Below are 24,902 nucleotides of genomic sequence, written 5' to 3'. Positions count from 1 at the left end.
TTTGATGGTTTGAACGCTCATGAAAAGGTTGGTTGTGACCTTCTTACGGCTTTGGTACGCTCTCAATTGCTCTTCGTCATGGTTTTTGGCGCCCGTGGTGCCAGAGATGTGGCTGTGGGTTGGGGAGACATCTACGCGGGTCGACGAACTGAGGTTGGCGGCGGCTTAAGACCGGGAGAGGTCGCTGTTCTGCGCGCTAATCTAAGGTCGCAAGACACATTTGAACTGTGTGTAGTTAAGCCAGTCTCGGGAATTCCGGGGGCACTACGGGGGCACTAAAGGTCATCAGTCGATCCTCTGCGCACGCCAAGCCGACCGAGGATTATCCCGCTGATCCAATTGTTTCCGCACAAATTCAACTACGACGACCTGTCGGCTATAGACGGGAGCTTCGTGCTCGACGGCGAGACGTATCTGTTCGAAGCCAAGTGGCAGGGCGAACAGACTGCGGCGAAGGACCTCCGGGACTTCGAGGGGAAGTTAAGCGAGAAAGCGTTCTGGGCTCGCGGCCTGTTCGTTAGCCATAGCGGCTTCAGCAAGGATGGCCTGTTTTCCTTCGGGCGCGGCAAGCGAACCATCTGCATGTCGGACCTCGACCTCTACGAGATGCTGGACCGCGGCCTGCCCCTCAATCAGGTAATCGAACGAAAGGTTAGGCGCGCCGCCGAAAATGGCCGACCGCACACTTCGGTTGCGGATCTGTTCTAGCGTCATGGGGCGTTTGCGCCGTCGCGGCCGCGTCGCTATCTGACCGCCGAACCACCGAAGGCAAGCGCAGCACATGGCCGTACAGTCCGAGCGAGACCCGAAGATCAGCCTGCGCTTCTACGTGACCGTCCCAGAAGGGCAGATCGGGCCAGTCGCTCTTAATCAGATGCAGCTCAATATCTCAGTCGCGGAAAAGCTGCTCGCCAGAATGAAGAAACGCATGGCGGACGACGGCGCGAATACCTCCTCAGCCATTCCGCGAAGCTCAAAGGTCTGTTGCCGCCGCACACGCATGGCGACTTCAAACCGTGCCACATCAAGCGTGCCGCAGCAGGTGGGGTGCCGGCGCATTACCGGGTCGACCTGCGAATGACGTTCAACAACCCAACTGCTGCGCAGGCCTTCGCGAAGGCGCTCAATATTCCGTGAGCTGTTTGGCTTTCCAGGTCGTTATCGCGCCGAACCCGCGGACGCCCTCGGCCGAGTACTTTTGCTGGAGCTGGTAGAGGCGGGCATCACTCAGGCCGTGAAACTACATGGCGAGATGGAAATACGTGTAGAGGCGACGGTGATCGGCCTACTGCTCTACGTTGGCGGAACACGGCCGCCTACCGATGCGGAGACGGCAACAGCAGACGTTGTTGAAACGGCCCAGAAGGCACGAGTCTCTTAAGCGCCCAACTTCAGTCGTCGAACCGTCATGGCCGAAAACCCGAAAGCCGACACTCACGATCTGGGCTGCATATCTCAGGAAGATAAATCGGGCTCTAATTCCCCCGTGAGAAGTCTAACGATGGCGTGCTCTTAAGTGCGGCTGGGCCATTCCCGGGCGCTGGATCGCTACGCGGGAATGGCGGAAGGCGATCAGTCGCCATCTATCACGTTCGACAACGCCGGGTTTAGACCGTCAGCTCATACAGGCGTCGCCACGCCATTGTACGACGCAGCTTCGGATCAGCTTCGGCGATTACGTCCAGCGTTTTGCCCAACTCATAGGGCATCTGAGACCTGTCCTCAGCGATCAGCGCGTCAAGAAGAAGCAGCGTCTCCGCCGGAAATTTCCGAGCAAAATCGTCCGTGCCTTGCTCTGCCTCCTTAGAGAGTCGGTAGGTTATCATGTCCAGATGGGCCACCGGGCGAAGGAGGCCCACAACAGTTCGAACCACATCAGGAAAACTATCGCCCGATTGCTCGACCAAACGCGCAAAGCTGCGAGACACGGTTTCGGTCCGGAACTTCACTTGACGCGGCCAAGCTTGCTCAATGAAAGGTTTGACGAACGTGTCCCAAGTGCCTTGCTCAGACGCGATATTTGCAAGCATCCATAATGCGTCGCCGCGCCCTTTGTCATCGATGGCAACCAGAACATCTCGCGCTTCCTTGAAAGAAACTGGCGGACCGCCGTCATTTTCCGGCCTCGTGAGAATCACCATTTTTTGAACCCAATGCCGCTTATCAGATTCATCGGGCTCCCATGTTGGTTCGCCCTTCAGCATAGCAAGCAGATCAGGACAGAGAATTCTCAGCGTCCTTGTGGAAGGCCAATTAGGGTTAGCGCCAAATCCATGCCAAACCGCCTCAGACAACGGATGACATATTGCAAACATTGGTCGAAGAACACGATCCGACCATTCTGGGAACCAGTAATCTAGCCACGGAAAATGCGTTGCCACTACGCAAGCCGCGTGCCCGCCCCCGTCCCCAGTAGCGCCGAACAGCACTTCCAAACGTTCACCTACCCCGTCAGGCATCTGCCCTTGCTTGGTGGCGGTGCTAGGCATAAGTTTCCAAAGTGCCTCGGCCAGTCGACCTATTGGGCCATTGATTGCCTTGCTGACAGACACCTCGGAGCGATCCTGAACCACTCCACCAATGGTGGTATGCCCTACACCGCTCGCGGTGACGTTCGGGCTCGCCGTAACATAGCTCGCGATGACTTTATCAAAGGCGGCTAGTGCGCAGGCGCGATCTGCGTCCGCTAGATCTTTCAAGTATTTCTCAAACCATCTGGGGACATAATGTCTGAGCGATTCCAAGGCATCGGCGGGAAGCTCCGCAACCGTGTGAGCAGCAAGCCAGCGCAATCTTAACGAGTGACCGTCGGGCCAATTGGACAGCAACGCCTCCCAGAAACTTAATGGAGCCTCTCCCCTTCTCAGCGCGAAACGAAGCGCGGCAAGCGCGCGAAAGGGCCGTGACATAACGAGGCCTTCAAACGGACGAAAATCCTGCAGCTCGCCGTGACGACTCTCTGTCTTGGCCCTAGCCTCATCGAGAATTCTGCCGATCGGAGCGGCTTCGATCCCACGTGTGTCGGTAACGCGCTCGACCATCCCGCCACGTGAATCGAGCGAGCGGTCGGCGCCTCGCGCCCAGTCGTCCGACCAACTTGGATCGACGCGGCTTAGCGCAATCAACGCTTTTTCTGTGACTGGCGTCAACGCACAGGCATTCAGTTCAAGCCACTTGAGCCTTTCAGCAGAATGCACGGATTTGCGGCGTCGGAAGTCAGACGCCTTCTCATCTTCCCACCGCTCCGGGCCTTTCGCAATTCTCCGCTCGATTGATCGACGCTGCCTGCTCGTGAAATCAACCCACCGCGCTCGCAACGTGTAGAGCAGTTCCCTTTGGCCGTATGGATCCCAGAAGATCCGATCATCAACATCTGACAGAAGTGCAGCGACTTTGCTCGCCGGAACAACCTCCGGGGACATTGCCGCGTAAATTGACAGTTTACCAAAGAAGAATGTGTCGTTGATCGGCCATTGCGTGAGCTCGAGCGCAGCCGCCTCGGGATCCACATTGACCAATCGATCAAATAAGTCTCGAATCCACAGGAAATGGAGCGTCTTTCGCCCGTGAAACGATTCCCCACGTTCCCCGGTGGGATGAAGCGTTGGCGTTTGCCACCAATCAGTGCCTATCTCATCGAGGAGGTTAGATGCGGTGAGAAGGCTACGCCGCACCACCGCAATGACCGCCGCAAGCTGATTGTCGGGAATCTCGAGTTCTTCATTGTGCCGGTCCAGCACTCTGACGTTCACATGAACGAGACGCCGGAGACGCAGGTCTTCCCAGCTTTCGTCGATAGGGTAGCTGCGTCCAAACCGCTCGCGACTGAACTTGACGTGCGGCTGGGAAACACGCTCAAAGAATCTCAGAGAAGCCCCCGACCAGCCCTCCCTGCCCACCATCGATCGAAAGTCGAACCATCCGTATTCGCGGTTGAAACTTCCGCCTTGATCGCAGCTTTCGAGATATAGACGCCAAAAAGTCCCGGCCTCTGGCGGAATGTCAGCTTCGCGCTGATCCAGTCGCCGAGAAACGAACCAAAGCATGTTGGGGTTTAACTGCTTCCAACCCGCGGCCCACCAAACAGCAACCGGTTGATGCATCACACCACCAAACCATCTGGCGAGATGGTGGAGTCTCTCGGGAAGTGGATTTGCCCACTGTGCATCCCACCCCCTCAATCCGGTCCTCTCGGGAAAGCTGGCGTCCCCGTTCTTCCAATCGAGCGGATTAAAGCCAGGAATCACTTGCTGTGCGTTACCCTCTCTGGGAGGACGAGGAAGGTCATCATCGAGGCCGTATAAGTCGAGCGGATCGATTTCGTCATCATCGTCCCACGACCATTTCCTTGGTTCGGCATAACGAACATTGGCATCAAAAACGCATATCCATTCCGCAGATGGTGCCGGCTGCGCATCGGCAAAGAGCTTCGCTCCCTGTTTACTGCTTACCAATTCAACGACTTGTCCCCGCTCATGCGGAGCGAGCTCAATTGGCCGCTTCTGGGCGATCCCGATTACCTCATCGTTCCATCCTTCGGGATTCCTGACCGCTTCTGCCCACGCGGAAAGCGTATTCCAAAGCCCAGCGTGATCATCACTTTTCGAATAGCAGACCGGAGTCACGCCCCTGTCTTGCCATTCTTCCTCCGCGTCGCCCTCATCGCCTTGGGTAAATGCGTAAATGGGTGAGTCATAGCTGACGCCATCGGCTGCATTCAGGCCTTCCAGCAGGTAGCGCATCGGCGGGTCTTCTGCGCGATAGCCAAGCAGAACAATGGTGTACCGTTCACGCAGGGCTTTCACAAAACGCGTTGCCCAGCCCTCGGACAGATAGGCCCGACCAAAATCCGCGCTGCTAATGACGTAACCGGATGCAACGCCCACCTCCGGCTTGCGAAGCCGACCGTGAAGGTAAACTACACCATCTATAGAGGGTTGCAGCGACAGGTCAGGCAAGGCTGGTGGGACGACCCTTGGGATACGTTTCTCGACCGCTTCAAACAGGAAATCAAAGTTCGTCGTAACTAGCTGAGGGCGCCCATCCGCCCCCCTAGAGAGATCGAGAATTGTCCGATGGCAGGATAGATCGGGCTTTCTGGCGACTTTCAGCGCAGAGTAAATTTCTCGATCAACCTCCGATTGGCCAAACTCCCTGACCAGTAAGCTAAATACGCGATCTGAACTGTCTCCGCGCTCCATGGCGTCCCGCGCCTTTTCAGCACCTAATTTGGCTACGACCTTTTGAGTGAGCCCAGCGAAATCAGGAAGCCCAGCGCGGCGGGAAATTCCAGCGCCGCAGAAAAAAATGACGTTTCCCTCATTTCGCTGTGTCAGCAGGTGAGGTGGGATAACGGGGCCATCGTGTAAGAAGCGCATCCCTGTCCACTATCCGATATAGACACTTTTTCCCATTCCATACCGCTATTCGTGAACGGTTACCGGGATCGCTTCCCGACCAATCAAATGGCGTAGAAATAGCAAGTTTTTATCGCCGTCACCGCGAACGACCGCTCGGGCGGCCGGCATTCCTGAAAGCGGTCAGTCCGCAACCGGCCCAGGTCCGGTCATGTTAGCATCGCGCCCATTTCTCGCCGTTTAGCCGATGAATTGTTGATCCCGATAGCCGTCGTTCGTTTAAGTCTCACATAGTTGGGCCTGTCGCTTGTTCGCTAGCTCAACGCTACAGTTCCATCATGAGCGAACCTGAAGCACCCCCTATCACGTTGGCCATCTCCTTGGTGGAAGGGGTAGAAGCTACAGTGTGCTCCGCGTTGGGGATCGCTCGGCTGCGACATCGCTCTGCGTTTCGAGCAATACACGGCTTGGACAAGATAGACGTCCCGGACATCGTCTACGGAGTTGTCTCACGAAACTGGGCACTGGGGCGAGCGATCGAGAACAGAAATAGGTCACGCCAGAACTGGCGCTGGACGCTTCAGCCGCAGATCGGTGCGGCCAACCGCAGTGCCGAAGTCGTGTTGGAACGAACGATCGCGAGTGCCTGCGCAGGCACCGGACGCTTGGACTGGGCAAACCAGGTTCCGGTTGCGTCAGGGCTTGTAAGGGGTGCCGCAGACGGCCGACGTGCTATCGACCTCATTCAGCGACGCGCGCCCGACAGATACGAGATCATCGAACTGAAGATCGCAAGCGACACGCCGCTCTATGCCACCGTCGAGCTTCTCGGATACGCCAGTCTTTGGTTGCTTGCCCGCCAAGACCCGCCCGACACTGAGCCTGACATCCTGAAGGTCGATGATATCGATCTGCGCGTGCTGGCGCCGCCTGCGTTCTATGCGCCATTCAATCTTGTTGAGCTGGAGGAATCAGTGGACCGAGGCGTGCGACTGCTCGGCGAAAAGCATCAGGCGCGCCTGACTTTTGCGTTCGACGTGCTACCGGCGAGCCTAGTTGAGGGGCCGCTACCTAACGGGTCGGAGCTCCTGAAAGAGGTTGCGGCGCGCGCGCCGCTTCATCGTGTTAGCTGAAGCCTTCCTCCCAGGCGTGCCAGCCAGCCACGTGCTGCACCGGCTCGAGATGGCTGGCGGAAATGAAGTTGCTTCTGGCAAATTGGTGCATCCTGAGAGTTCGGCAGCACTTGCGGTCAACGCTTTCGGCTGGTTCATCGAGCGACCGGCGGCTTTCCCGCCGCTGCCCGGTTGTGCGCATGCCGGCGCTGCTGAACAAGTCGAGGTCGAATATTGCGCGCGCTTCCCATGGGCCGCGGGGCGCCATCCGTGGCTTGATGCCGCGATCATGACGGCGTCACACTTGATAGGCGTTGAGTCAAAGCGCTTCGAACCGTTCCGCGATGCCAAGATGGTGTCATTCTCGAATTCATACCGCCGGCCCGTCTGGGGTGAGCATATGCAACGGTATGGTGCGATGCGTGACGCCCTATCTTCTGGCGCAATCCGTTTCGAGCACCTTGATGCGGCTCAATTGGTCAAGCATGCCTATGGTCTCGTTACCGAGGGACCTCGCGTTAGCCGACGCCCAATTCTTTCATATCTTTTCGCCGAGCCTGCCACACGCGGCGACGTCGTGATCCCAAGTGACGCCCATGTGCGTCACCGTGACGAGATTGCCAGGTTTGCCGCGGCAGTCGCTGGTGACGAAGTTGAGTTCGTTGCCGCGAGTTATCGCGAATGGCTGAATCATTGGCCTGAAGGCACGGTGCTCATCGAGCATAAAAATCAGCTTTGTCGCGTTTTCCAGATCTGATCGTTGTCTTTCACGACGCGATGCGCCGGCCGCTTCGCGTCCAGTTGCGGCCGACCAAAGGCGCGTTGGACCGACCCGAAAGCGGTCACTCGTTGCTGCGAAATGGCTTTTCTGGGTCGGTTTAACCTAGAGCTAACTGACGGCTTCCGGGATCGATGCCGATGAGTGCGTCGAAGGAGTTCCGTTGCCTCGCGTTGAGGGCGTAAAGCGCCGCCTAGATATCATCGGGCGCGCTGCCACGATCAGTCCGCGGCTGCTGTCACGTCGCGTTAGTCGCTCCCGTCGTCCTAATCGCCATTCCAATCGTCTACGGGCTCAGCATTATTATCGTGGTCGTCATCCCTGTCGGACTCATTGTCGATCCAACCACACTCTTCCATGAACTCCCACGCCCTAAACCAGCTTGAGATGGCATCGATGCGCAAGGTTGGCGCATCGAGATCGGCGCCCGCAGCGATCTCGCGGTAGAGTTCGTCGAGATAGGCGACATAGGCCTCGCGAAAGAGCCCGGTCGGCCTGAAGCCGATATTGTGCGTGTAAACGACTTCGCCCGGCGTGCTGACAATCCCTTCCCAGGTCGGAAACTCCATCTCGGTTTCGATAGGATTGGTGATCGCTTGGCGCAGCGCACGCATGCCGACGTCGCTGAGCCGGCCATCGAACCCGAGCTGCGGCATCTCGAGGAATGCCGCGCGCTGATCTTCCGGGAACTGGCCGATCAGTGTCGCGGTCCGGTCGGGCACGGCGAAGATGAACGGATTAAGCGCGCAGACGAACAGCGTGTTGGCGTAATAGAGATCCATCTCCGCCCAGCGCTTGCGCATGAAGCAGAAGCCATGGAGCCCTTCGGCTTCCATTTGCTGTGCGACATAGCTGCTGATCGCCGACAGATTTCCGACAGTGATTTCGGACGGGTTTTCACCCGAAGGGGCGCTGTCGATCCAGCCGGGGACATTGTGGAAGGAGATCGCCGCGCAGGCCATCGCTCGATGCGATAGCAGATGGTTCGCGACGGTCTGGAAGGTATCGTCGCTGGGCAGAAACACTTCGAGCGACAGCGTCGCGATGTCGTCGCCGTCGAACCGCGGCTGATAGACGATGATGTCGCGCTCGTTGATCAGCAGGTCGTAGAGATAGGCCTGGGTGGTGATCTTCACCGCCAGCGGCGCGACCAGCACATTGATGATGTCTTTGCGGCCCGATAGCTGGAAAGCGCCAGCGACATAGTTGGAATAGGCGAGGAGCTCGGAAAACGCGTTGCGCTCGGCCGGCCCCTTCACCTTCAGCTCGAGGATGAACAGCCCGTCCTCATCCGTGCCGATGAGGTCCAGCTCCATCGGCGTGGTGTGGTCGGTTGGCAACTTGACTTTGCTGCCGACGAATTCGCCGTAGCGGATGAGGTTATGCATTCGCTCGATCCGCCGCAGTGCCTTGGCCTTGAGCACCCGCCAGAGCTCGAACGGCACGCCTTCATGTGTGAGCGGCGCGCCGGATTGCGAGGCTTCGAAGACAGCTGGGCCCGGGTCGACGATCACCGCCTCAAGGCCGACCTCGTAGAGCAGGGCGTGGACGGCATCTTCATCGAACGGCATTGGCAGTCCTTCCCCCGCCGCGCACTTGCCAGCGCTGGCCACGCGCTGGCGCCCAGGATGCTTCGTAGCGCGCCGAATCATCGCCCAAAGCGACATCTACAATATCGTCGGCGCGATCAAGAAGCGCTGGCTCAACAGCGCGATATCGTGCTGGTCGTGACCGAAAATTTCGAGGATGTTCGCAAGCTCATCCGCGAATTGCTGCCGTAGATCCGTATGATCGAGCAGACGATCAGCGCTACCTGCGCTGCGGGAGCTGGCTTTTATAGCTCTGGGTAGGGGCGGCTACGATCGGCGGCGCAAGCGGGCGGCACCTAGCTTGCGGCGCTTGGGCTTTTTGATCGTGACGGTCGGTACCGCCAGCTTGGTCGCGTCGGGATCATTCAGAAGGTCGCGCAAGGTAATTAGCTTTCGCAGCAACTCGTCAAAGGTCAGCACAAGCACCCCGGCCAGGCCGCCCCGATACAGTTCAAACGATTTCTGGGCGTTGGGCTCGTTCGGCGTGGTGCCGGCAATGACCACGCATTGTACGGCATAGGTTTCGGGCGGCGGTCCGTTGGCGGGTGTGTCGCTACCGGCGTTCCGGCGATGATCGTCAGCGAGCTGAGAATTATTCCGCTGAAGCTGCCAGCGCTGGTCGAGCACCTGCGCGACCGCGCCGCTCAGCTCTTGGCTCGGCGCATAGATGCCGCCGCGATATTCGCGCTTGGCGAGAAGGTCGGTCTGCGGCGTCTTGATCTCGATGATCGAGAGATTGCCGGTGCTCGCCGCACGCATGAGGAAATCCGAGCGCTTGTCGCCCGCTCCGCCATAGCTTCGGCCACCGACGGTCGCCTGGCCTTGGAAGAGTAACACCGGCACCCCGAAGGCGAGGCGCAGGATGAAAGCATTTCTGGTCAGGAACCGCTGCCAATCCTCCTCGCCATGGCTCTCTGCAATTCGCGAGCGCACATGCGCAATCATCGCCTCGAGCGTAACGGTTTCGACCGCTTCGGTGAGTTTGAGCAACTGCGCTGGTTCACGCTCGCCGACCTCGCGGATCATGCCGGCTGTCGCCTCGACCAGTATGTCGGCATCGGACGGCGATAGCGTGAGGCCGTGCTTAAGTCCGTCACCGACCGCCTGGACCACCGCATCCGGCCGATAGGGCCGTCCGATTAGCGGATAGGTTTCGGCGTCGATCGGGGTCAGCAATTTGTCGTGGAGCCGCGCGGCCTTCTCGATCCTTGCGGCGCCGAGCGCCTTGTCATGCACCCGACCGATCTCGCGCCGCACCGTGTCGAAGAGCGCATAGGGCGTGCGGTAGCTCTTCTTCTCGATCGCGGCTTCGCCCTTGGCGCCTTTGACGATATGAAGATCGGTGACGCCGAGCTTCTCGATCGTCTCGACGATCAGGCGAACGTCATAGGTGAGGCCGAGCCCATGATAGGGATCGCGGACGAACCCGGCCTGCAAGTTGGCGAGATAGGTTTCGACGTCGGTGAGCTCGTTGGCTTCGAACATGAAACCGAAATTCTCGAGCGTGATCGTCGCGAGCCTGTCGTATTTAGGCAGGAGGAAATTGGGGCTCGCGGCATCGAGGTTGCGCGGGTGTAGGACGACGCGCTCGCCATCGCGGTCGCCTTCGATCAGCATCACCGGAATAGTGGGCGCAGCGAACTTGTTGTTGCGCTGGGTGGCAAGGACGACCGCCTGCGGTGCTGGCGTGTAGCCCACCTGCCAATGCGCGCCCTTTCGCTGAGTCGTGAAGTGAAGCGCAGCACCGTCGTTGGCGGTGGCAACGAAGCCCGGTGCAAATCGTCTCGCCATGCACGCCCTCCCTTTTTTCTGTCCGATCCAAAGCAAATTGCCCTTGTCGGCGACCAATAGCTGCGGTGCCGGCCTCAAGGCGCCGCTAGGCAGCCCGAACGCAGAGACAAGGTCATATCGGACGAAGGCACCTTTCTCCATCCTGCCCTCAATCTTACGGTGGCATGACATCGGACCCGATCAGGCTATTCTACCTGTGTGCCCGTCGGTATGTCGTCGATCTGAAGGGGGGATTTCTTGCGTGTTCATCCAACGAGTTGTTATCGAAAACTATCGCTGTCTGAAAAGCGCGGATGTCATATTCAACGACCGCATGAACGTGATTGTCGGCAACAACGAATGCGGGAAATCGACCCTGCTTGAGGCGATCAATCTGGCGCTCACCGGCCAGCTAAATGGACGACCGCTCCAGATCGAGCTGCATCCTTATCTCTTTAACGTCGATCTCGTTCTTGAATATTTCGAGAAGCGAAAGCAGGGCCAGAGCCCCGAACCCCCGCGCATTCTCATTGAGCTTTACTTCGCGGACGACACAGCGCTCGCCAAGTTCAAGGGGGACAACAATACCCTCGGTCAGGATCTCCCCGGCGTATCGCTGGCCATCGAACTCAATCCCGCGATGGCCGACGAATTTGCCCAATATGTGTCCGACCCATCCGAAATTCGCACGGTGCCGATCGAATATTACTGCATCCGCTGGCGCGGGTTCCACGACTCCGACATTCTCAACGCGCGCGAAATACCGCTTAACGTTAGCCTGATCGATGCGAGCACGATCAGGAATAATGCTGCCGCCAGCCGTTATATCGTGGACATCGTGAAAGAGAGCCTCAATCCCAAAGAGAAGGTCGATCTGGCGCTCACCTACCGGCTCATGAAGCACCGCTTTCTCGAACAGCCTAAGGTCCAGACGATCAATGACGCTCTCGCCACGAAGAAGGGCAAGATCAGCGACAAAGTCATCTCGCTATCCTTGGACACGTCTGCCCGCGCGACCTGGGAAGCGGGCATCATGCCACATTTGGATGACATTCCCCTGCCATTGGTGGGCAAGGGCGAGCAGAATTCCGTCAAGATCAAACTGGCAATGGAGACATCCGCCAAGTCACACATCATGTTGATCGAGGAGGCTGAGAACCACCTTTCCTATTCGAGCCTCAATGAGCTGATCGGCCATATCGCCGACAACGCCGGCGATCGGCAGATTTTGATCACCACTCACAGCAGCTTTGTTCTCAACAAGCTCGGCGTGGAGACGGTTCTTCTCTTCCAACGTGGGAAGGGCGTGCGGCTCAATGAGTTGAAGGATGGCACGACCCGCGACTATTTTATGAAGCTGCCGGGACACGACACGCTCCGCCTCATTCTGTCAAAACGTACCATACTGGTAGAGGGGCCATCAGACGAGTTAATCGTCCAGCGCGCGTACCAGAGAAAGCACGGCAAAATGCCGCTCGAGAACGGCGTCGATGTCATTTCGGTCAATTCGCTAGCCTTCAAACGCTTTCTGGAAATCGCTGTCCTGCTCAAGAAGTCCACCGACGTTGTGACGGACAATGATGGAAACATCGGCGCGCTCAAAAAGAAGTACGCGGACTATCTCGGGTCAGAGGTCATCTCCATCCAATACGACGACGACGTGGCAGCCAATACCCTTGAGCCGCAGCTCATGAAAAAGAACGGATTGAACGTCATCAACGACGTGCTTGGCAAAGCCTTTCCCGACGAACAGAGTGCGATCGATTTCATGACCGAGCACAAGGCCGTGACCGCCCTGAGGTTTTTCGAGACTACCGTCGAATGGGCTGCGCCGGATTATATCGACCGTGCCGTCCGTTAGCCGCGTCTTAATTTCAGCGGCGGGCGGCGGGAAGACAACCCGCGTTGTAGATCAGGCCTTGGCGTCCGATCACGGGATCACAGCGCTCATCACCTACACCCGCAGCAACGTGCGCGAGATCCAGCTCAAAGCTTACGAGCGAGTTGCTGCCATCCCGTCGCACATCGAGGTCCTTTCTTGGTACACGTTCCTGCTGCGCGAGTTGGCTCGGCCTTATCGATCCGCCATGCACAAGCGACGAATCGAGGGCATCCACTGGGTTGAAGGAACGTCGGCGCAGTTCGTCCCCGAGTTCAAAACGAGCGCGCACTATTTTCTCGGCGGTGAGCGCATCTATTCCGACAAAATCGCCAAATTTATCTGCGAGTGCGACCGGAAATCGGGCGGTGCCATCATGCGCCGCCTCAAACAGCGTTTTAGTCATATCATCATTGATGAGGTGCAGGATATGGCGGGTTATGATCTCGACGTTCTGGAGTTGATCCTCAAATCGGATATCCCAGTCACGCTCGTGGGGGATCACCGGCAGGCCATTCTCTCGACCAACAATTCTCCCAAACACAAGAAATTTGCTGGCCCTGCAATCATTCGAAAATTCGAGATTTGGAAGACGGCCGGTCTCGTCTCGATCGAATATGAAACCCACACCCATCGCTGCAATCAGGCGATCGCGGATCTTGGCGACAGTTTCTTCCCGAATGAACCGAAAACGGTTTCGAGGAACGATGTCATCACCGACCATGACGGGGTGTTTCTCGTGGCGAGTGCCGACGTTGACGAGTACGTGAAGCACTTCTCCCCGCAGGTGCTTCGCCATAATGTGAAAACCTTATGCGGCCCGCACGACGCCTTGAATTTCGGCGAGGCAAAAGGGCTGACTTTTCCTCGTGTTCTTATCTTTCCACATGGCGGTGCGAAATCGTGGCTGGCATCAGGCAAGCTCAGCTTCGTCGAGAAGTCGGCAGCGCGTATGTATGTCGCGGCGACGCGCGCCCGCTACAGCGTCGCTTTCGTCTTTGACGGGAAAACCTGCGCCATTCCTGCAATACGGTGGACACCATGACGACCGAGAAAACACTTTCCAAGACCCTCGCCGAACAGGTTGATGAGCGGGCGCGCGCATTTGACGCGTCGCGGAAACGGTATCTCGCTGTGCTCCCTCAAACGCCTTCGTTGTCCAATGATACAAAGAAGCACGTCGCCAAACGCGTGCCGCCGAAGACGTTAGCCGAACCATGTCAATCCAGCCCCAATGCCGGATACTTACATTGTAGCATCAAAACCAGTCCTGCCGCTTCCGGCCCAATTTTGTCAGATCGATGATCGTGCGATCTGCATCGCAATAAGTACTCACTTCCGACCCGTTGCGGACGCGAACATTGTGCCGCTAAGGTTAGCACACTGAGTGGAGGGTTTATGCCCAGGTACCGGTCTGACCCCGCCCGGAAGGCCGTCCTAGACAGTATCATGGCGGAGACCTCGCGGGCGAAAAAAGCGTAGCGCGACGGTCAGTGGGTAACGTACCTCATCCGAGACCCTCGCTATCTAGATAAGCGCGGCAACGTGGGGACGCCGATTTACGTTGGCCAAACGAATGACCTTCCTGAGCGCATCCTGAGTCGATTTGTGAAATGCGAGAAAGAGGCTGCAGGAAAGAGGACGGACGGCATCGAACGTCGTATCGCAAGCCTTCTCCACTCGGGCTTCGTCGCCAGCTACCAAGTTTTAGACTATCAACTGACGCATCTAACCTCGCTAATTTCTGAAACCAATTGGGCTAGGAAATGCTGGAACTCAGGCTACCACCTAGCCAATCGCGCCGAACTGCAAAATGCCGGCGGGCCGCCCATCGGTCGCGGCGATGTTTTACGGAGTTGGATGCTCAAGTTTAGCCTCACCGAAGCCATCGCCGATGATGTTCGCATCTCCATCGCTTGCGAGGCCTGCAGTGCGGCGCTTCCAATTCCTCTTACGAAAATCTCGGAGCTCGAAAAGCCTGCAATTACCATTAGCGAACTCGGCAGAGTTTGGCGCTCCGAGGAATGCACCTTCTGTACTATCGTTGGAAAACGCCGGGTTCGCGTCTGGGTTGAGTGACGCTGTTTGGGGAGGGTAGATCCACAGTGCCCGTAATGGGTCGCACGTGATCGCTCGACGAGCAGTTATACGAACGTCTCACTTGCTCACCCGGTCGCCCAAAAGGAGACGGTCCGCTGTCGGCCCAACTCCTGCCGTTCCTTTGTGCTCCCAGTTGCCGCCGCTCAATCGGTTTAATCGCCGATGCCGAGATTTGCCGTTCGCGTATTTAGGTCTCGAGCCCGTTACACGCAATCCGGGTCGCGAGTTCCGCTTCGTCCGCCATACTTCTTGATTTGCGCAGCGACGCCCTTCTCGATCAGCGTTATCGCTTGAGGATTCGGGTTGCCGCTGAGGAGGAACAGCGAAAACTTACGTAACTTGTGTCGGGTGAGGATGGGGATCGGCTCCGATACGAAACCAAAGATTGTCTGAAGGCGCTCCGCCGCGAACCGCTCGACCTTGTCGGGATCAGCCACCCGACTGAACGTGGCCGCGTCCGCAAATTCGAACAGGTTGGTCGGTGTGGGCCGGAGCGCGTAGAACCTCTCCTCCCAATCCAGCGTGCCGAAGACCTCGTTCAACGCGGCCCGCTTGCTCGGGTCAAGTGCGGCATGATCGTGGCTCAGCTGGCGAAGCTCTGCATGCAAAGGGAACAGATACCAGACGTCCGCACGACTCGTCGCAGCTAGGAATCGCAGCGTGTCCCATCGGACAGACATGCCGTAGGGGTCGAGGAAAGCGGGCGGCATAGCAGTTGTCGCAACCGGCCGTGATTTTCGTGCAGCCGGTAACAGGGTTCCACGTCGCGTCCGTTCACTTGATCGCGCTGTTATCAGCCATAAAGTACGTCCCTAGAACGAACCATGAATCTGCCACATCGGGAGTCGCGCCGCAATGATTTTCCGCAGCGACGTCCCGTCGCGGCTCGGATGGCCGCTTTGCGAAGTTCAGTCCAAAGAACGTCAGGTGCATCCCAGCCCAGTGCAGGTCGCGCGGTAGCTACGTGCCTAGCCTCCGACATTGTTATGCTCGAACCGATAGCTGGATAGCAGTCGTTCTTCCATTGCCCCCGCATCGTCGATCCCGCGGTAACCGGACAATCTTAAAAGGGATCCTTCATTTCTTATATTGTTCGGCCGACACGTAATCAGTCGCGTTACTGCCCGCGGTGCGGTAGCGCCAGACCATGAACGAGACGGTTTCGCCGTGGATCGACGCTTCGGGTTGGAAGATGCGGTGGGAGACAATCGACAAGCTGCCTGGTGGTGGTCAGGGCGACGCATTCCGCGCTCGGCGCCTCGTGGACGGTCAACTTGGCTTTCTCAAGACGATCAAATCGCGCAAGGATCCTGAGCGACGAGCGCGCTTCTTCCGCGAAGCCAGCGCCTACGACAGCTTCGGCGTCGACGGCATTCCGCGCCTTATCGAAAGCAATGCGCACCGCCATGCGGATGCGAGCATTATTCCCTATCTTGTCACTGAATTCGTCGAAGGGCCGACGTTACGGGAGTGGCGAGACAGCCAATGGATCGTGTCGGTCGAGATGGCCATCACGGTCACGGCGCGCCTACTCGACATACTCCACGCCTGCCATGCCAAAGCCTGCGTCCATCGCGACGTGAAGCCCGACAATATCATCCTGGGGGGTGGCGACCCGGCGCGCGTTTGGCTGCTCGATTTTGGCATTAGCTACCATAACCTCGCTGATGTCGATTTCAGCACCGAACATTGGCAGGAAGTCGGCAATCGATTCTTACGGCTGCCCGAACTTTCGGCAGGAAGCCGATTAAAGCAGGATCCGAGGTCGGACATCTCCTTCGCGGCGGGCATCCTCTTCTATCTCCTGACCGGGAACCATCCCGATGTCCTCGAAGATAGTGAGGGCCGTTTGCCGCACCAGCGGTTAGCCGCGCTTGCGAAGCTGCAGCAGGTCGCGTCATCCCAACTCCTGCGGCTGCTCGCTCTGTTCGATGAGGCATTTGCCACGAAGTTGGTCGACCGCTTCGCCACCGTGCGCGCCATGCAGGACCGGATGGAGAGAATGATGCAGGACCAACCCGCTGACGGCTCGGCTGAAGCGGACCTAGCCGCGTTGAGAGAGGTGCTCGACACGACGGTCAACCGCCGCCAGACTGATACGATCGTCAAGCTAAGCGACGGTTTGAAGCGGGTGCAGCAAGTCTTCAACGAGGTTCAGCAATCGATCGGCGGCAGCTTGTCTATCGCTCAGACCGGTTGGACCGTCACCGGCGACATTGGCCAGAACACGTTAGTCTGGACGCGGCAGGGATCGAGCGATTGCATCCTGTCGGTCACCTGTGAGATCGTTCCAACCGGCGAGGAGCTGCTTGTCCGCATGGCGGGCGAGACCGTCTTTAGGACCGAACTCGCTCAACCCAACTATAACGAGAACTTTACCGGTATCGTCCGTGGATGGCTCGCGGCCCGGCTCCGCGCAACGCTCAGCGACCCCCATACCGTTGTGCCCGAAGCGGACATTTTTAGGGAGATTAAGCCGCTCGGGTCTCTTGAAGCCGCGGCGAGCGAGGCCGCGCGTCGGAATTTGCTGATCTTGGCTTTCGTCTATGATCCGACACAGCCGGAAAGGGGAAAGCTGCGATGGTCGCTCGACTACTTCCTGCGGAACCGCGGCACGCGCGACATGATGAACGGTACGTTCGTGACGGCGCTCGTACCCTTGGCGGCGATCACCGCGAAATCCGACATCCTTTACGAAAAATCTATGGAGCAGGCTCGCTGGGTGGTTCTCGATCAAGGGCTGAAACCGCTCGAACAAGACGTGATCTATGCCAACCCGCAAGAAGCTGAGCGGGTCGTCGGCGAATTGGCGGCACGTTACGCGACAGGAGAGGCGAGACCAGCATGATCTACCCGAGACGCGCCCTGCAGCGCCGTCTCAATGAGCTTCGCAATGTTCTCGATGAAGGGGTAGTCGATAAACTCGCGGCCCGTCTCAATCGGGCTGGCAAAGACCGCACTGCGGCGATGTGGGAGGTGGTCGTCCTGCACGGTCTGTCGAAATGCGGCACCCTTCACCATGAAGTGGCGCTGGCGTCCGGGCGGAGGCCCGATATCGGTTTCGAGCGAACTGCCCTGCGGTTCATTGCCGATGTGACAGCGGTATCCGACGATGGTCTGGACAAGGACAATCCTTATCGGGAACTGCGCGACCTGATCGAAAGCGCCAAGAGGAAGCTCAATCTGCCCATTGGCGGCCTTGATCTAACTGTCAGGGCCAAGCATAATTACACAAAACGCGGTATTCACACCGTGCTAATGCTGCCGCCGCGTGCGAAATTGCAGGAATTCGTCCGCAAGACGATCGTCCCGCGCTTGCGCGAGCAGATTGACGTCGGAATGCAGGTGCTCCGCCTAGCTATCGACGATGATGATATCGGTCTCGACATTACGATCGATCCGGCCAAATCGCCTTACAGCTCAGGCAGCTTCGCGGCCTATGACGTGCCCAAAATCAAGGATCGCAACCCGCTCTATCGGGCGCTTAAGAACAAGGCCGACCAGCTCCAGGGCGCAGGTGAGCTCACTGGAGTAATCGTTGGCGATGGCGGTTGCGTCGCGCTTTCCGGCCGATCGGCAAATTGGGACGAGGTGTCGACAAGGAAGATTACCGCCGAGTTCTTCCGGCAATTCTCCTCAGTCGATTTCGTCCTGCTCTTAAGCATTCGCGAGACACGAAGCGGCTGGGGTCCCATCCCGCAGCTGGTTCGCCGAAACGATGCCAGCCTGCATGTTCGGGACGGGTGCGCCGCTGGCCCCGCGCTGGACAACGTGTTCCGCACGCTAGCCGAGCATTTCCCTAAGCCCGCGATGATGCCTGTCAATGGCGCACTTAGGGCCCGCGAAGACGGGTATTACGTCGGCCATCACGGAGGATATAAAATGTCTGGATCGAAGGTGCAGATCGGCCTGCGCGAATTTACGGAGATCTTCGCTGGGCTGCGGACCCTTCAGGACAACGGCGCCAAGAATGTCGAGGCCGCGCGCAAGCTCTGCCGAGAGCCGAACCGGGTGCAGGCGACAATCGTGCGTAATCTGCTGGAAGGCCGGCTGCCGTCATCGATAGAGATCATCAAGACCGACGAGGATCACAATGACGACTGGGTCGAGATCCATTTCGGCGAGATTGACCCCGCGATTGCGCCCCTTCGTTAGCGTGGTCGATTGCTCGGTGTGGCGGCAGAAGGGCATGGAAAAGCCATGCACTTCTCGCCCACTTTCGGTCAGTGCCTCTTGGTGTAGCCGGAGCGCCCGGCTCCTCGTTGTGAAGACATAAGCTCCACGGTCACGCGGAAATTCTCAACTTCGCAAATCGACCGCAGACCCCCCCTCTTGACCGCGTATGTTTGCTTGAGTCACAATTGTTGCGACTCGAGGCGACGGTCACTTAGGTGCCCGAGTCAGTCGTGAGATCTGCCGGGGACGGACAAGAGATCTCGCCCTCACCGGGGACGGGCGGGGTAGACCACCGAAGCCGCGATCGCGAACGAGATAGGACGCGACGGAATCCCAACAAACACTGCCGTCCGGCAGGTGACGTGGTTCGCCTTTTTTGGCCCCTCGTCGCTGCGCTGCGGCTGATGGAGGCACTCATGTTGCATACCGATAATAATGCTGAGCCGGCGGCGCCCGGCAATGCTCCCGACAATGGTCTGGCCACGCATCCCAATCGGCGTCCCGGAGCATCTGCACGACTCTCGGGACGAGATGAAAGTGCAAGTTCATTTGGATCAGGTAATAATGATGGAATGAAATCCGATTGGTGGAATACCAACAAGCTCTGGCAGTCCGAAAAAGACCCCCGCCGCTACAGCGAGAAAGAGATAAAAAAGGCCGAAGCGATCCTTCGGCGATTTGGGGTTCGCGTGCCGCTGATAATTTCGGCGGACGGCTGCGTCTTGTCGCATTTCATTATCGTGATCGCGGCAAAGCGGTTGGGTATCGAGCAGCTGCCGATAATCTACGCCGACGATCTGTCCGAGGCGGAACGCAAAGCATTATCTGTAGCCCTCAACCGCCTTTACGAACTTGGAAAGTTCGATTCGCAACTGTTAGGTGAGCTATTGCTCGATCTTGAGGTCACTTTGCCTGATCTTGGGATCGAGGCACTCGGCATCGAGCAGACAGAGGCAGACTTTGCCATCGTGGCGTTTGAAGCGCCGGCCAAGTCCGAAGAGCAGCCGCTGGTACTCAACACGACCCCGGTCTCCAAAATTGGCGACCTTTGGATCGCGGATGGTCATACCGTCCTGTGCGGCGATGCGACGAAGCCCGAGTCTTATATGGCATTGCTGCAATGTAGGCGTGCAGACGCAGTGTTCACGGATCACCCCTACGGTTGCGGTATTCAGGGGTTCGTGACGACCCGCAATCACAGGAAGTTCGTCGGGGCTTCGGGCGAAAATGACGATAAGAAATTGAAAACGTTCTTCGACGAATCCTGTCAAGCTATCGGTGCGCACGTGAAGCCGGGGGCAGTAATCTATCTGTGCATTGACTGGCGATCGCTCCACATCCTGCAGCCTGCCGCGATGAGCGTGTTCGGCCCTCTGCTCAATTTTGCGGTGTGGGTTAAAGATCGGGCGGGGATGGGCAGTTTTCTGAGGTCCCAACACGAACTGGTGCTGATCTTCACTAGCCCGGGCGCCCCCCATCGTAACAACGTCCAGTTGGGAAGCAAGGGTAGGCACCGAACAAATTGTTGGCAATATCCTTCGGCCATGAGTGCAGCGGTTCGCGATCCGGAGGGCGACCTACTCGATGGGCATCCGACACCCAAGAACCGGGTGATGATCGCCGATGCCATCCTCGACTGCACAAAGCGTGGCGAGATTGTGCTCGATCCATTCTTGGGGTCGGGATCAACGCTTATTGCTGCCGAGACAACGGGGAGGGCGTGCCGGGGCATGGATCTCGACCCGCTATACGTCGACCTGGCAATCCGCCGCTGGCAAAACTGGACGGGCAAATCGGCCGTTCATGCTGTCACCGGTCGCAATTTCGATGACGTTGCCCACGACGCTAAGGCGGCCGGGCAGGGGGAGACCGACCATGACTGATGATCCGAAGGCATACACGGTGGGCTTTCGCCGGCCACCGGAGCATTCGCGGTTCAAGCCCGGACAATCCGGCAATCCAGCCGGCCGCAAGAACCGGCGTAAGATGAGGGAGGCCGAGATTGTCGCGATGGTGCGCGATGAGCCGATCGAAATCATGCTGAAAGGCAAGAAGGTCAAAGTCTCCATGTTCGAGGCAACCCTTCGACGGACTTATCAATGTGTCTTGACCAAAGGCAGCGTGCGGGAGCTCGAAAAGCTACTGGAACTTTGTGCCAAATTTGGCGCTCTGCCGGCGGATTTTCAGGCGGAGGAGGCCCGGAGGGGTGCCGAGTCCGTAATGCAAAAGATAAGAACCATTTTCGACCGAACCGTCCCTGATGATGACGAGGACGTCGTGTTGGTTTGAAGGAAAACGGTAGCGGAGCGGTGATGCGACCGTGGCCTATCTCACGGCCTGCGGTGCTAAGCCTACTTGTTTGCTGCTTTAACGCTCCGCGCCGGTCATGCAAGTCTCGCTGGCGGCGACGGTCGGCCTCACACGAGCGAAGGCCCTATCACGGCAGCGCGCACAATGACTTTTCCTCTTTTTCGGTTGCTCGTCGCAATCAGTAAAGCGGAATTCTAGGATGAAATTGTGAGTGAAGTTTTCAGGCGTTGAGGTCCGCTATGGTGTGTGCACTGGAGCCTGCGCCACACTAGCGCAGCCGGTCGCTTTGAGGGCAAAATAAGCCCGTCTGTCGACGATAATTTTACCGACGATAAGTGACATTCAACTTGACTTGCCGTGACGTATGCGGCGGTTGTTGCGTCACTCTTCGTCGACAGGACGACTCGATGGACGCGTTCGAGCAACTTGCTGCGGATATTTTTTGGAATGAGGGTTATTGGGTCCGCACGAGCGTCAAAGTTGACCTCACACGAGAGGACAAGGAGCGGATTGGAAAGCTTTCATCGCCGCGGTGGGAGATTGACCTGCTCGCCTATCAGCCAGTCAAAAATGAATTGCTGGCGCTCGAGTGCAAAAGCTATCTGGATTCCGGCGGTGTAATTGCTGCCCACTTCACTGCGGGTCACAAGCTGGCGGGTCGGTATAAGCTCTTCCATGATGAGCAGCTTCGCACGACGGTGCTGCGTCGCCTGTTGGCTCAATCTAGTGCTCGAGGCCTGTGTCCTGCCGATGCCCAGGTGAGGCTTGGTTTGGTCCATGGCCATGTCACCAGCCATAACGAACGCTTGCTTCAGGCTATCTTCACGCGTGCGGAGGGGCTGCGATTTCCGCCTGCGTGGATGCGCGAACGCGTAGTGCGCTTGGCAGAAGGTGGATATGAAAACAGTACGGCTGCAGTTGTCGCCAAAATGCTTCTCAAAGGCGCTGTGATAAGCCAGCCCGCGAACGCGTAGTAATCTGGGCTCATGAAGTTACTGGCGGCAGTCTCCGCCTCAGAATTCCCAGGCGCGCGACTGCGCAATCATATGATTAACCGCAGATATTACTTGATGGCATCGAAAGGTCAGATTTCGACCGCGGCGGCGACTTGGCCGATTTTCGCTAGGTAGGAAATCAAAGGCGCTGCGATCCCGTCAAAAGCCAGAATTTGGGCCGCCAGCGGAGTTTCTCTGCGTTCGATTATATAGCTTCGCAGGTAGCAGGACTCATACATCACGGGGTTGCCGAGTTTTCGAGCGCCAGCCTCGACTGGAAACCGGCCGGGGACGATTGAGCCGGTCGCTGGCAGGACGTTTACCGGTAGTACCGAATTTTCGATAATTCGCCATTCGGGGTTTTCTCGAAAGAGTTGTTCAGTTCGACGGATGAGCGTTTCCACCAGGTCAGCCTGGGCGGCGTCGAGGCTTGGCCATCCGTCAATCGAAAGCAACTCCTCCCAAGAGTCGTCGTAGGAAAAGGAGCTCTCCAGCGTGAAAGACCCGAAATCTTTTCCATTCAGAATGCGATGCAATTCAGCAATTCCACGGACGATTGGCTTTTTAAGGGAAAGGATCCGCTCACCTTTCCAATGCGGATTTAACGTGACCATTCGAAGCACTTCTTGCATCTTAAGCTATCGCCTTTGCAGTGAGTTGATGGTTGTTTCCAAGCGGCGGGAAGTCGCCTGACTGCCTCGATTGCTCGTCTTCGGACTGAGATGGATCCAGCCTGAGGCTTTCGCGCGCACGAGAGTGATTATGCTCCTGGATTTAAGCCGTGCTCTCGATGGCAGGGGCACAAGCGCTCCGGTCGCCGAACCAGTCAAGTTTAATGTCACTGATCGTCTGTAGATTGATGATCGACAGCGGCCTCATTGCCACAGCGTGGAAATTCGCAAGCGTCTTGGATCCAACCTAAAGCGGCTTCGCCTTGAAAAGGGTTGGAGTCAGGAGGATTTCGCTGATCGCGCAGGCATTCACCGTACTTATGTCAGCGACATCGAGCGCGCCGCAAGAAACCCAACCATTTCGGTTGTCGAGAAGCTCGCCAAACCCTTGCGCGTCAGTCCGGCAACACTTCTAGAGTAGCCTGGCCTTGTCGGTTATGAAATTCGCCCACGACATGGCTCCGCCTTGGCAAGCGCGGCAAGCCTCCGAGAAATCCAACTCCAAAAGCTGGGTATGGACTGTGGCGCAGAGCTGAGCCCAATGTGCGAAAACAGGTGCAGGGAGGCGTTGTGAGTCAGGCGGATATCGAGCTAATTGGAAGGCTATGCGTTATGGCTGGATGTTTAATGGAAGACGCCAGCGTGAACGCTGTGTCCCAACTTGCAGGCGGATCAAAAGAACGTCATCGTCGTCTGGCGGACCTTACGCTCTTCGGTCGTGACATCTCAGTTCTTCTTGAAGCGGCAGATGTTGTGCATCGCCGCACGGGGGACGCGATCGGTTAGATTCCGATACGACGTTGATGCGGTTATTCAGGCCCGCGAGTGCGGCGTTCAAAGAGCGTAGGTGATATTAACAAACGATAATTGCGAAGAAGCTAGAATACCCATTCCACGGGAAGGAGATCTGCATTCCACACAACGCCCTGTATCATATTCTTGTCATCGTATTCGACGAAGATCTGCCCATAATACAGAAATTTACGAACATCAAAAGAGGCATGATAGTTACCGTTTGAGCACCCGCTAATGGTCCTATAGCTCCCTTCGCATAAACCCTTCCCGTAATACTTAATCGAAGTCGAGTGAATGGTGAGTTTGGTATTAAGTTTCGTCCCGACCCGAAAGCCGAACTGCTCTCCCTCAACAATGTTCCCATAGAACCAGCGATCCGTTCTGAGCGGTATCGGCAGATTTCGATGTGACGCTAATCGATACGCCACCAACATTAAAGCAATGGTCAGCATGATAGCCCACGTTGCTCGTGGCCGTGCCACTGAAGCACTCACTTGCATGAGCCCGTCCTCACGCAATTCAGGTAGGAGTCAAGGCCCGGATTGGGGCGCGGCGCGCCTCCGTTCGGCCAACCCGGTGTGATGCCGTTGGGCAAAGGAATCTTTTGGCTAGTTCCCGGTTTGGCACCATCAATGACCGTTGCAGCAGCAGTGTTACTCGACGCACTAGTTACCGAGTAAGGCGTGCTGCCAGGATTGTCGGTTGAGCCGAGGGTTTTGTCTAAAGCTTGCCCTGCCCGGCGCACATCAGCGTCGGTTAAATCAAACTGGTTCAAGTTAGTACGGAGAGTTACATCTTTTCCGGTTCGAGCCGCTTCTGCATCTGCTCGATTCGTGGGTGAGTCAGGATCTCTTCGGGTTTCCACGAGCCGTCCCTTGTCACAGGTCATGCAACTAACCTTCTCTGGTCCGTAAGAGAAGCGGTCCGTGATTTGGCGCTTTTCATTAGTTATAGTAACGAAACAGTGATTTCCTACGCCAAAAACACTGCGACAAACAACCTGCGAATCTCGCCCCGTGGGATCGGTCCCATCGATCGGATCGTTTCCGACGTAAGCGTAGAGGTTGATCTGGTCCTTGTATCCGATGGGGTCGGTCTGCAGGAACCGGCCGAGGGTAGGCGAGTAGATGCGGGCCTTGTAATAGTACATGCCGAGCTCGGCGAGCCAGGCCTGCCCGGTGTACTGGAACCGACCCTGGTTGGCGCTGCCCGGGATGCCGTACTCGTCGTAGCTGTTGAGGGTGGTACCGGCTCCGCTGCCGTCGGTAACCGCGACGATCGAGCCCTGGTGATTGGCGTGAAGCCAGCGCGTGCTCGTGCCACTGTACCAGACGAGCGGGTCGTCAGCTGCGGCATTGGAGCCGTGGACA

19 protein-coding genes are annotated in these 24,902 nt (G+C 57.5%); 13 read left to right on the top strand and 6 right to left on the bottom strand.

Annotated elements, in window-relative coordinates; translation table 11 throughout:
• Nucleotides 1-393: 393 nt before the first annotated feature.
• Nucleotides 394-708, top strand: coding sequence for a hypothetical protein (locus U1700_RS09645; protein ID WP_332752350.1), 315 nt, complete (start codon nt 394-396; stop codon nt 706-708).
• Nucleotides 709-781: 73 nt separating this feature from the next.
• Entirely contained in the window at nt 782-1,081 is a 300-nt protein-coding gene (locus tag U1700_RS09640; protein ID WP_332752349.1) for a hypothetical protein, read from the top strand.
• Nucleotides 1,082-1,607: 526 nt separating this feature from the next.
• Here U1700_RS09640 and U1700_RS09635 read toward each other — a convergent pair.
• Nucleotides 1,608-5,378, bottom strand: coding sequence for an SIR2 family protein (locus U1700_RS09635; RefSeq protein ID WP_332752347.1), 3,771 nt, complete (start codon nt 5,376-5,378; stop codon nt 1,608-1,610).
• A gap of 446 nt (nt 5,379-5,824) precedes the next feature.
• On the opposite strand from U1700_RS09635, the gene U1700_RS09630 reads away from it, so the two are divergent.
• The gene (locus U1700_RS09630; protein ID WP_332752346.1) at nt 5,825-6,490 is read left to right on the top strand and encodes a hypothetical protein; all 666 of its coding nucleotides are present in this window, start codon (nt 5,825-5,827) and stop codon (nt 6,488-6,490) included.
• Nucleotides 6,480-7,226 (top strand): hypothetical protein, encoded by a 747-nt coding sequence (locus U1700_RS09625; protein WP_332752344.1) that lies wholly within the window; start codon nt 6,480-6,482, stop codon nt 7,224-7,226. Before U1700_RS09630 ends, U1700_RS09625 begins: the two co-directional genes overlap by 11 nt.
• A 287-nt stretch (nt 7,227-7,513) precedes the next feature.
• Here U1700_RS09625 and U1700_RS09620 read toward each other — a convergent pair whose 3' ends face one another.
• Nucleotides 7,514-8,818 carry a hypothetical protein gene (locus tag U1700_RS09620; RefSeq protein ID WP_332752342.1) on the bottom strand — a complete coding sequence of 435 codons (1,305 nt, stop codon included), beginning with the start codon at nt 8,816-8,818 and terminating at the stop codon, nt 7,514-7,516.
• 285 nt (nt 8,819-9,103) lie between these two features.
• Nucleotides 9,104-10,627 (bottom strand): Shedu immune nuclease family protein, encoded by a 1,524-nt coding sequence (locus tag U1700_RS09615; protein WP_332752340.1) that lies wholly within the window; start codon nt 10,625-10,627, stop codon nt 9,104-9,106.
• Between the two features lie 241 nt (nt 10,628-10,868).
• Between U1700_RS09615 and U1700_RS09610 the strand changes: the two genes are divergently transcribed.
• The 3 genes from U1700_RS09610 to U1700_RS09600 all read left to right on the top strand — a co-directional run bounded on the left by U1700_RS09610 (nt 10,869) and on the right by U1700_RS09600 (nt 14,564).
• Entirely contained in the window at nt 10,869-12,467 is a 1,599-nt protein-coding gene (locus U1700_RS09610; protein ID WP_332752339.1) for an ATP-dependent nuclease, read from the top strand.
• A gap of 58 nt (nt 12,468-12,525) precedes the next feature.
• On the top strand, nt 12,526-13,530 hold the full coding sequence (locus U1700_RS09605) for a UvrD-helicase domain-containing protein (protein WP_332752338.1): 1,005 nt from the start codon (nt 12,526-12,528) through the stop codon (nt 13,528-13,530).
• 500 nt (nt 13,531-14,030) lie between these two features.
• The gene (locus U1700_RS09600) at nt 14,031-14,564 is read left to right on the top strand and encodes a hypothetical protein (protein WP_332752336.1); all 534 of its coding nucleotides are present in this window, start codon (nt 14,031-14,033) and stop codon (nt 14,562-14,564) included.
• Between the two features lie 224 nt (nt 14,565-14,788).
• Here the strand turns inward: U1700_RS09600 and tcmP are convergent, their stop codons facing one another.
• Nucleotides 14,789-15,295, bottom strand: a complete 507-nt coding sequence (gene tcmP / locus U1700_RS09595; protein WP_332752334.1) for a three-Cys-motif partner protein TcmP — start codon at nt 15,293-15,295, stop codon at nt 14,789-14,791.
• A gap of 437 nt (nt 15,296-15,732) precedes the next feature.
• Here tcmP and U1700_RS09590 point away from each other — a divergent pair, with 437 nt between their 5' ends.
• The 5 genes from U1700_RS09590 (at nt 15,733) to U1700_RS09570 (ending at nt 22,045) form a co-directional block, all read left to right on the top strand.
• Entirely contained in the window at nt 15,733-17,433 is a 1,701-nt protein-coding gene (locus U1700_RS09590; RefSeq protein WP_332752332.1) for a serine/threonine protein kinase, read from the top strand.
• Nucleotides 17,430-18,740 carry a hypothetical protein gene (locus U1700_RS09585; RefSeq protein WP_332752329.1) on the top strand — a complete coding sequence of 437 codons (1,311 nt, stop codon included), beginning with the start codon at nt 17,430-17,432 and terminating at the stop codon, nt 18,738-18,740. The genes U1700_RS09590 and U1700_RS09585 overlap by 4 nt, the downstream gene beginning before the upstream one ends.
• Nucleotides 18,741-19,177: 437 nt before the next feature.
• On the top strand, nt 19,178-20,644 hold the full coding sequence (locus U1700_RS09580; protein WP_332752327.1) for a DNA modification methylase: 1,467 nt from the start codon (nt 19,178-19,180) through the stop codon (nt 20,642-20,644).
• Complete coding sequence (locus tag U1700_RS09575) at nt 20,637-21,050, top strand: DUF5681 domain-containing protein (protein WP_332752325.1); 414 nt, start codon at nt 20,637-20,639, stop codon at nt 21,048-21,050. Before U1700_RS09580 ends, U1700_RS09575 begins: the two co-directional genes overlap by 8 nt.
• Before the next feature lie 428 nt (nt 21,051-21,478).
• Complete coding sequence (locus U1700_RS09570; RefSeq protein ID WP_332752323.1) at nt 21,479-22,045, top strand: hypothetical protein; 567 nt, start codon at nt 21,479-21,481, stop codon at nt 22,043-22,045.
• A gap of 110 nt (nt 22,046-22,155) precedes the next feature.
• On the opposite strand, the gene U1700_RS09565 is transcribed toward U1700_RS09570, so the two are convergent.
• Complete coding sequence (locus U1700_RS09565; RefSeq protein WP_332752321.1) at nt 22,156-22,698, bottom strand: hypothetical protein; 543 nt, start codon at nt 22,696-22,698, stop codon at nt 22,156-22,158.
• 256 nt (nt 22,699-22,954) lie between these two features.
• Here U1700_RS09565 and U1700_RS09560 point away from each other — a divergent pair, with 256 nt between their 5' ends.
• Nucleotides 22,955-23,158, top strand: a complete 204-nt coding sequence (locus U1700_RS09560) for a helix-turn-helix domain-containing protein (RefSeq protein WP_332752319.1) — start codon at nt 22,955-22,957, stop codon at nt 23,156-23,158.
• Between the two features lie 864 nt (nt 23,159-24,022).
• Here the strand turns inward: U1700_RS09560 and U1700_RS09555 are convergent.
• A partial coding sequence (locus tag U1700_RS09555) for an RHS repeat-associated core domain-containing protein (RefSeq protein ID WP_332752317.1) occupies nt 24,023-24,902 on the bottom strand: 880 nt, incomplete at its 5' end.

Origin of the sequence: Sphingomonas sp. RB1R13 (assembly GCF_036663775.1) — a bacterium.
In the GTDB taxonomy this organism is placed as follows: Bacteria; Pseudomonadota; Alphaproteobacteria; order Sphingomonadales; family Sphingomonadaceae; genus Sphingomicrobium.
The sequence above is the reverse complement of the archived record's forward strand: the minus strand, read 5'-3'. Positions and strand labels throughout refer to the sequence as shown.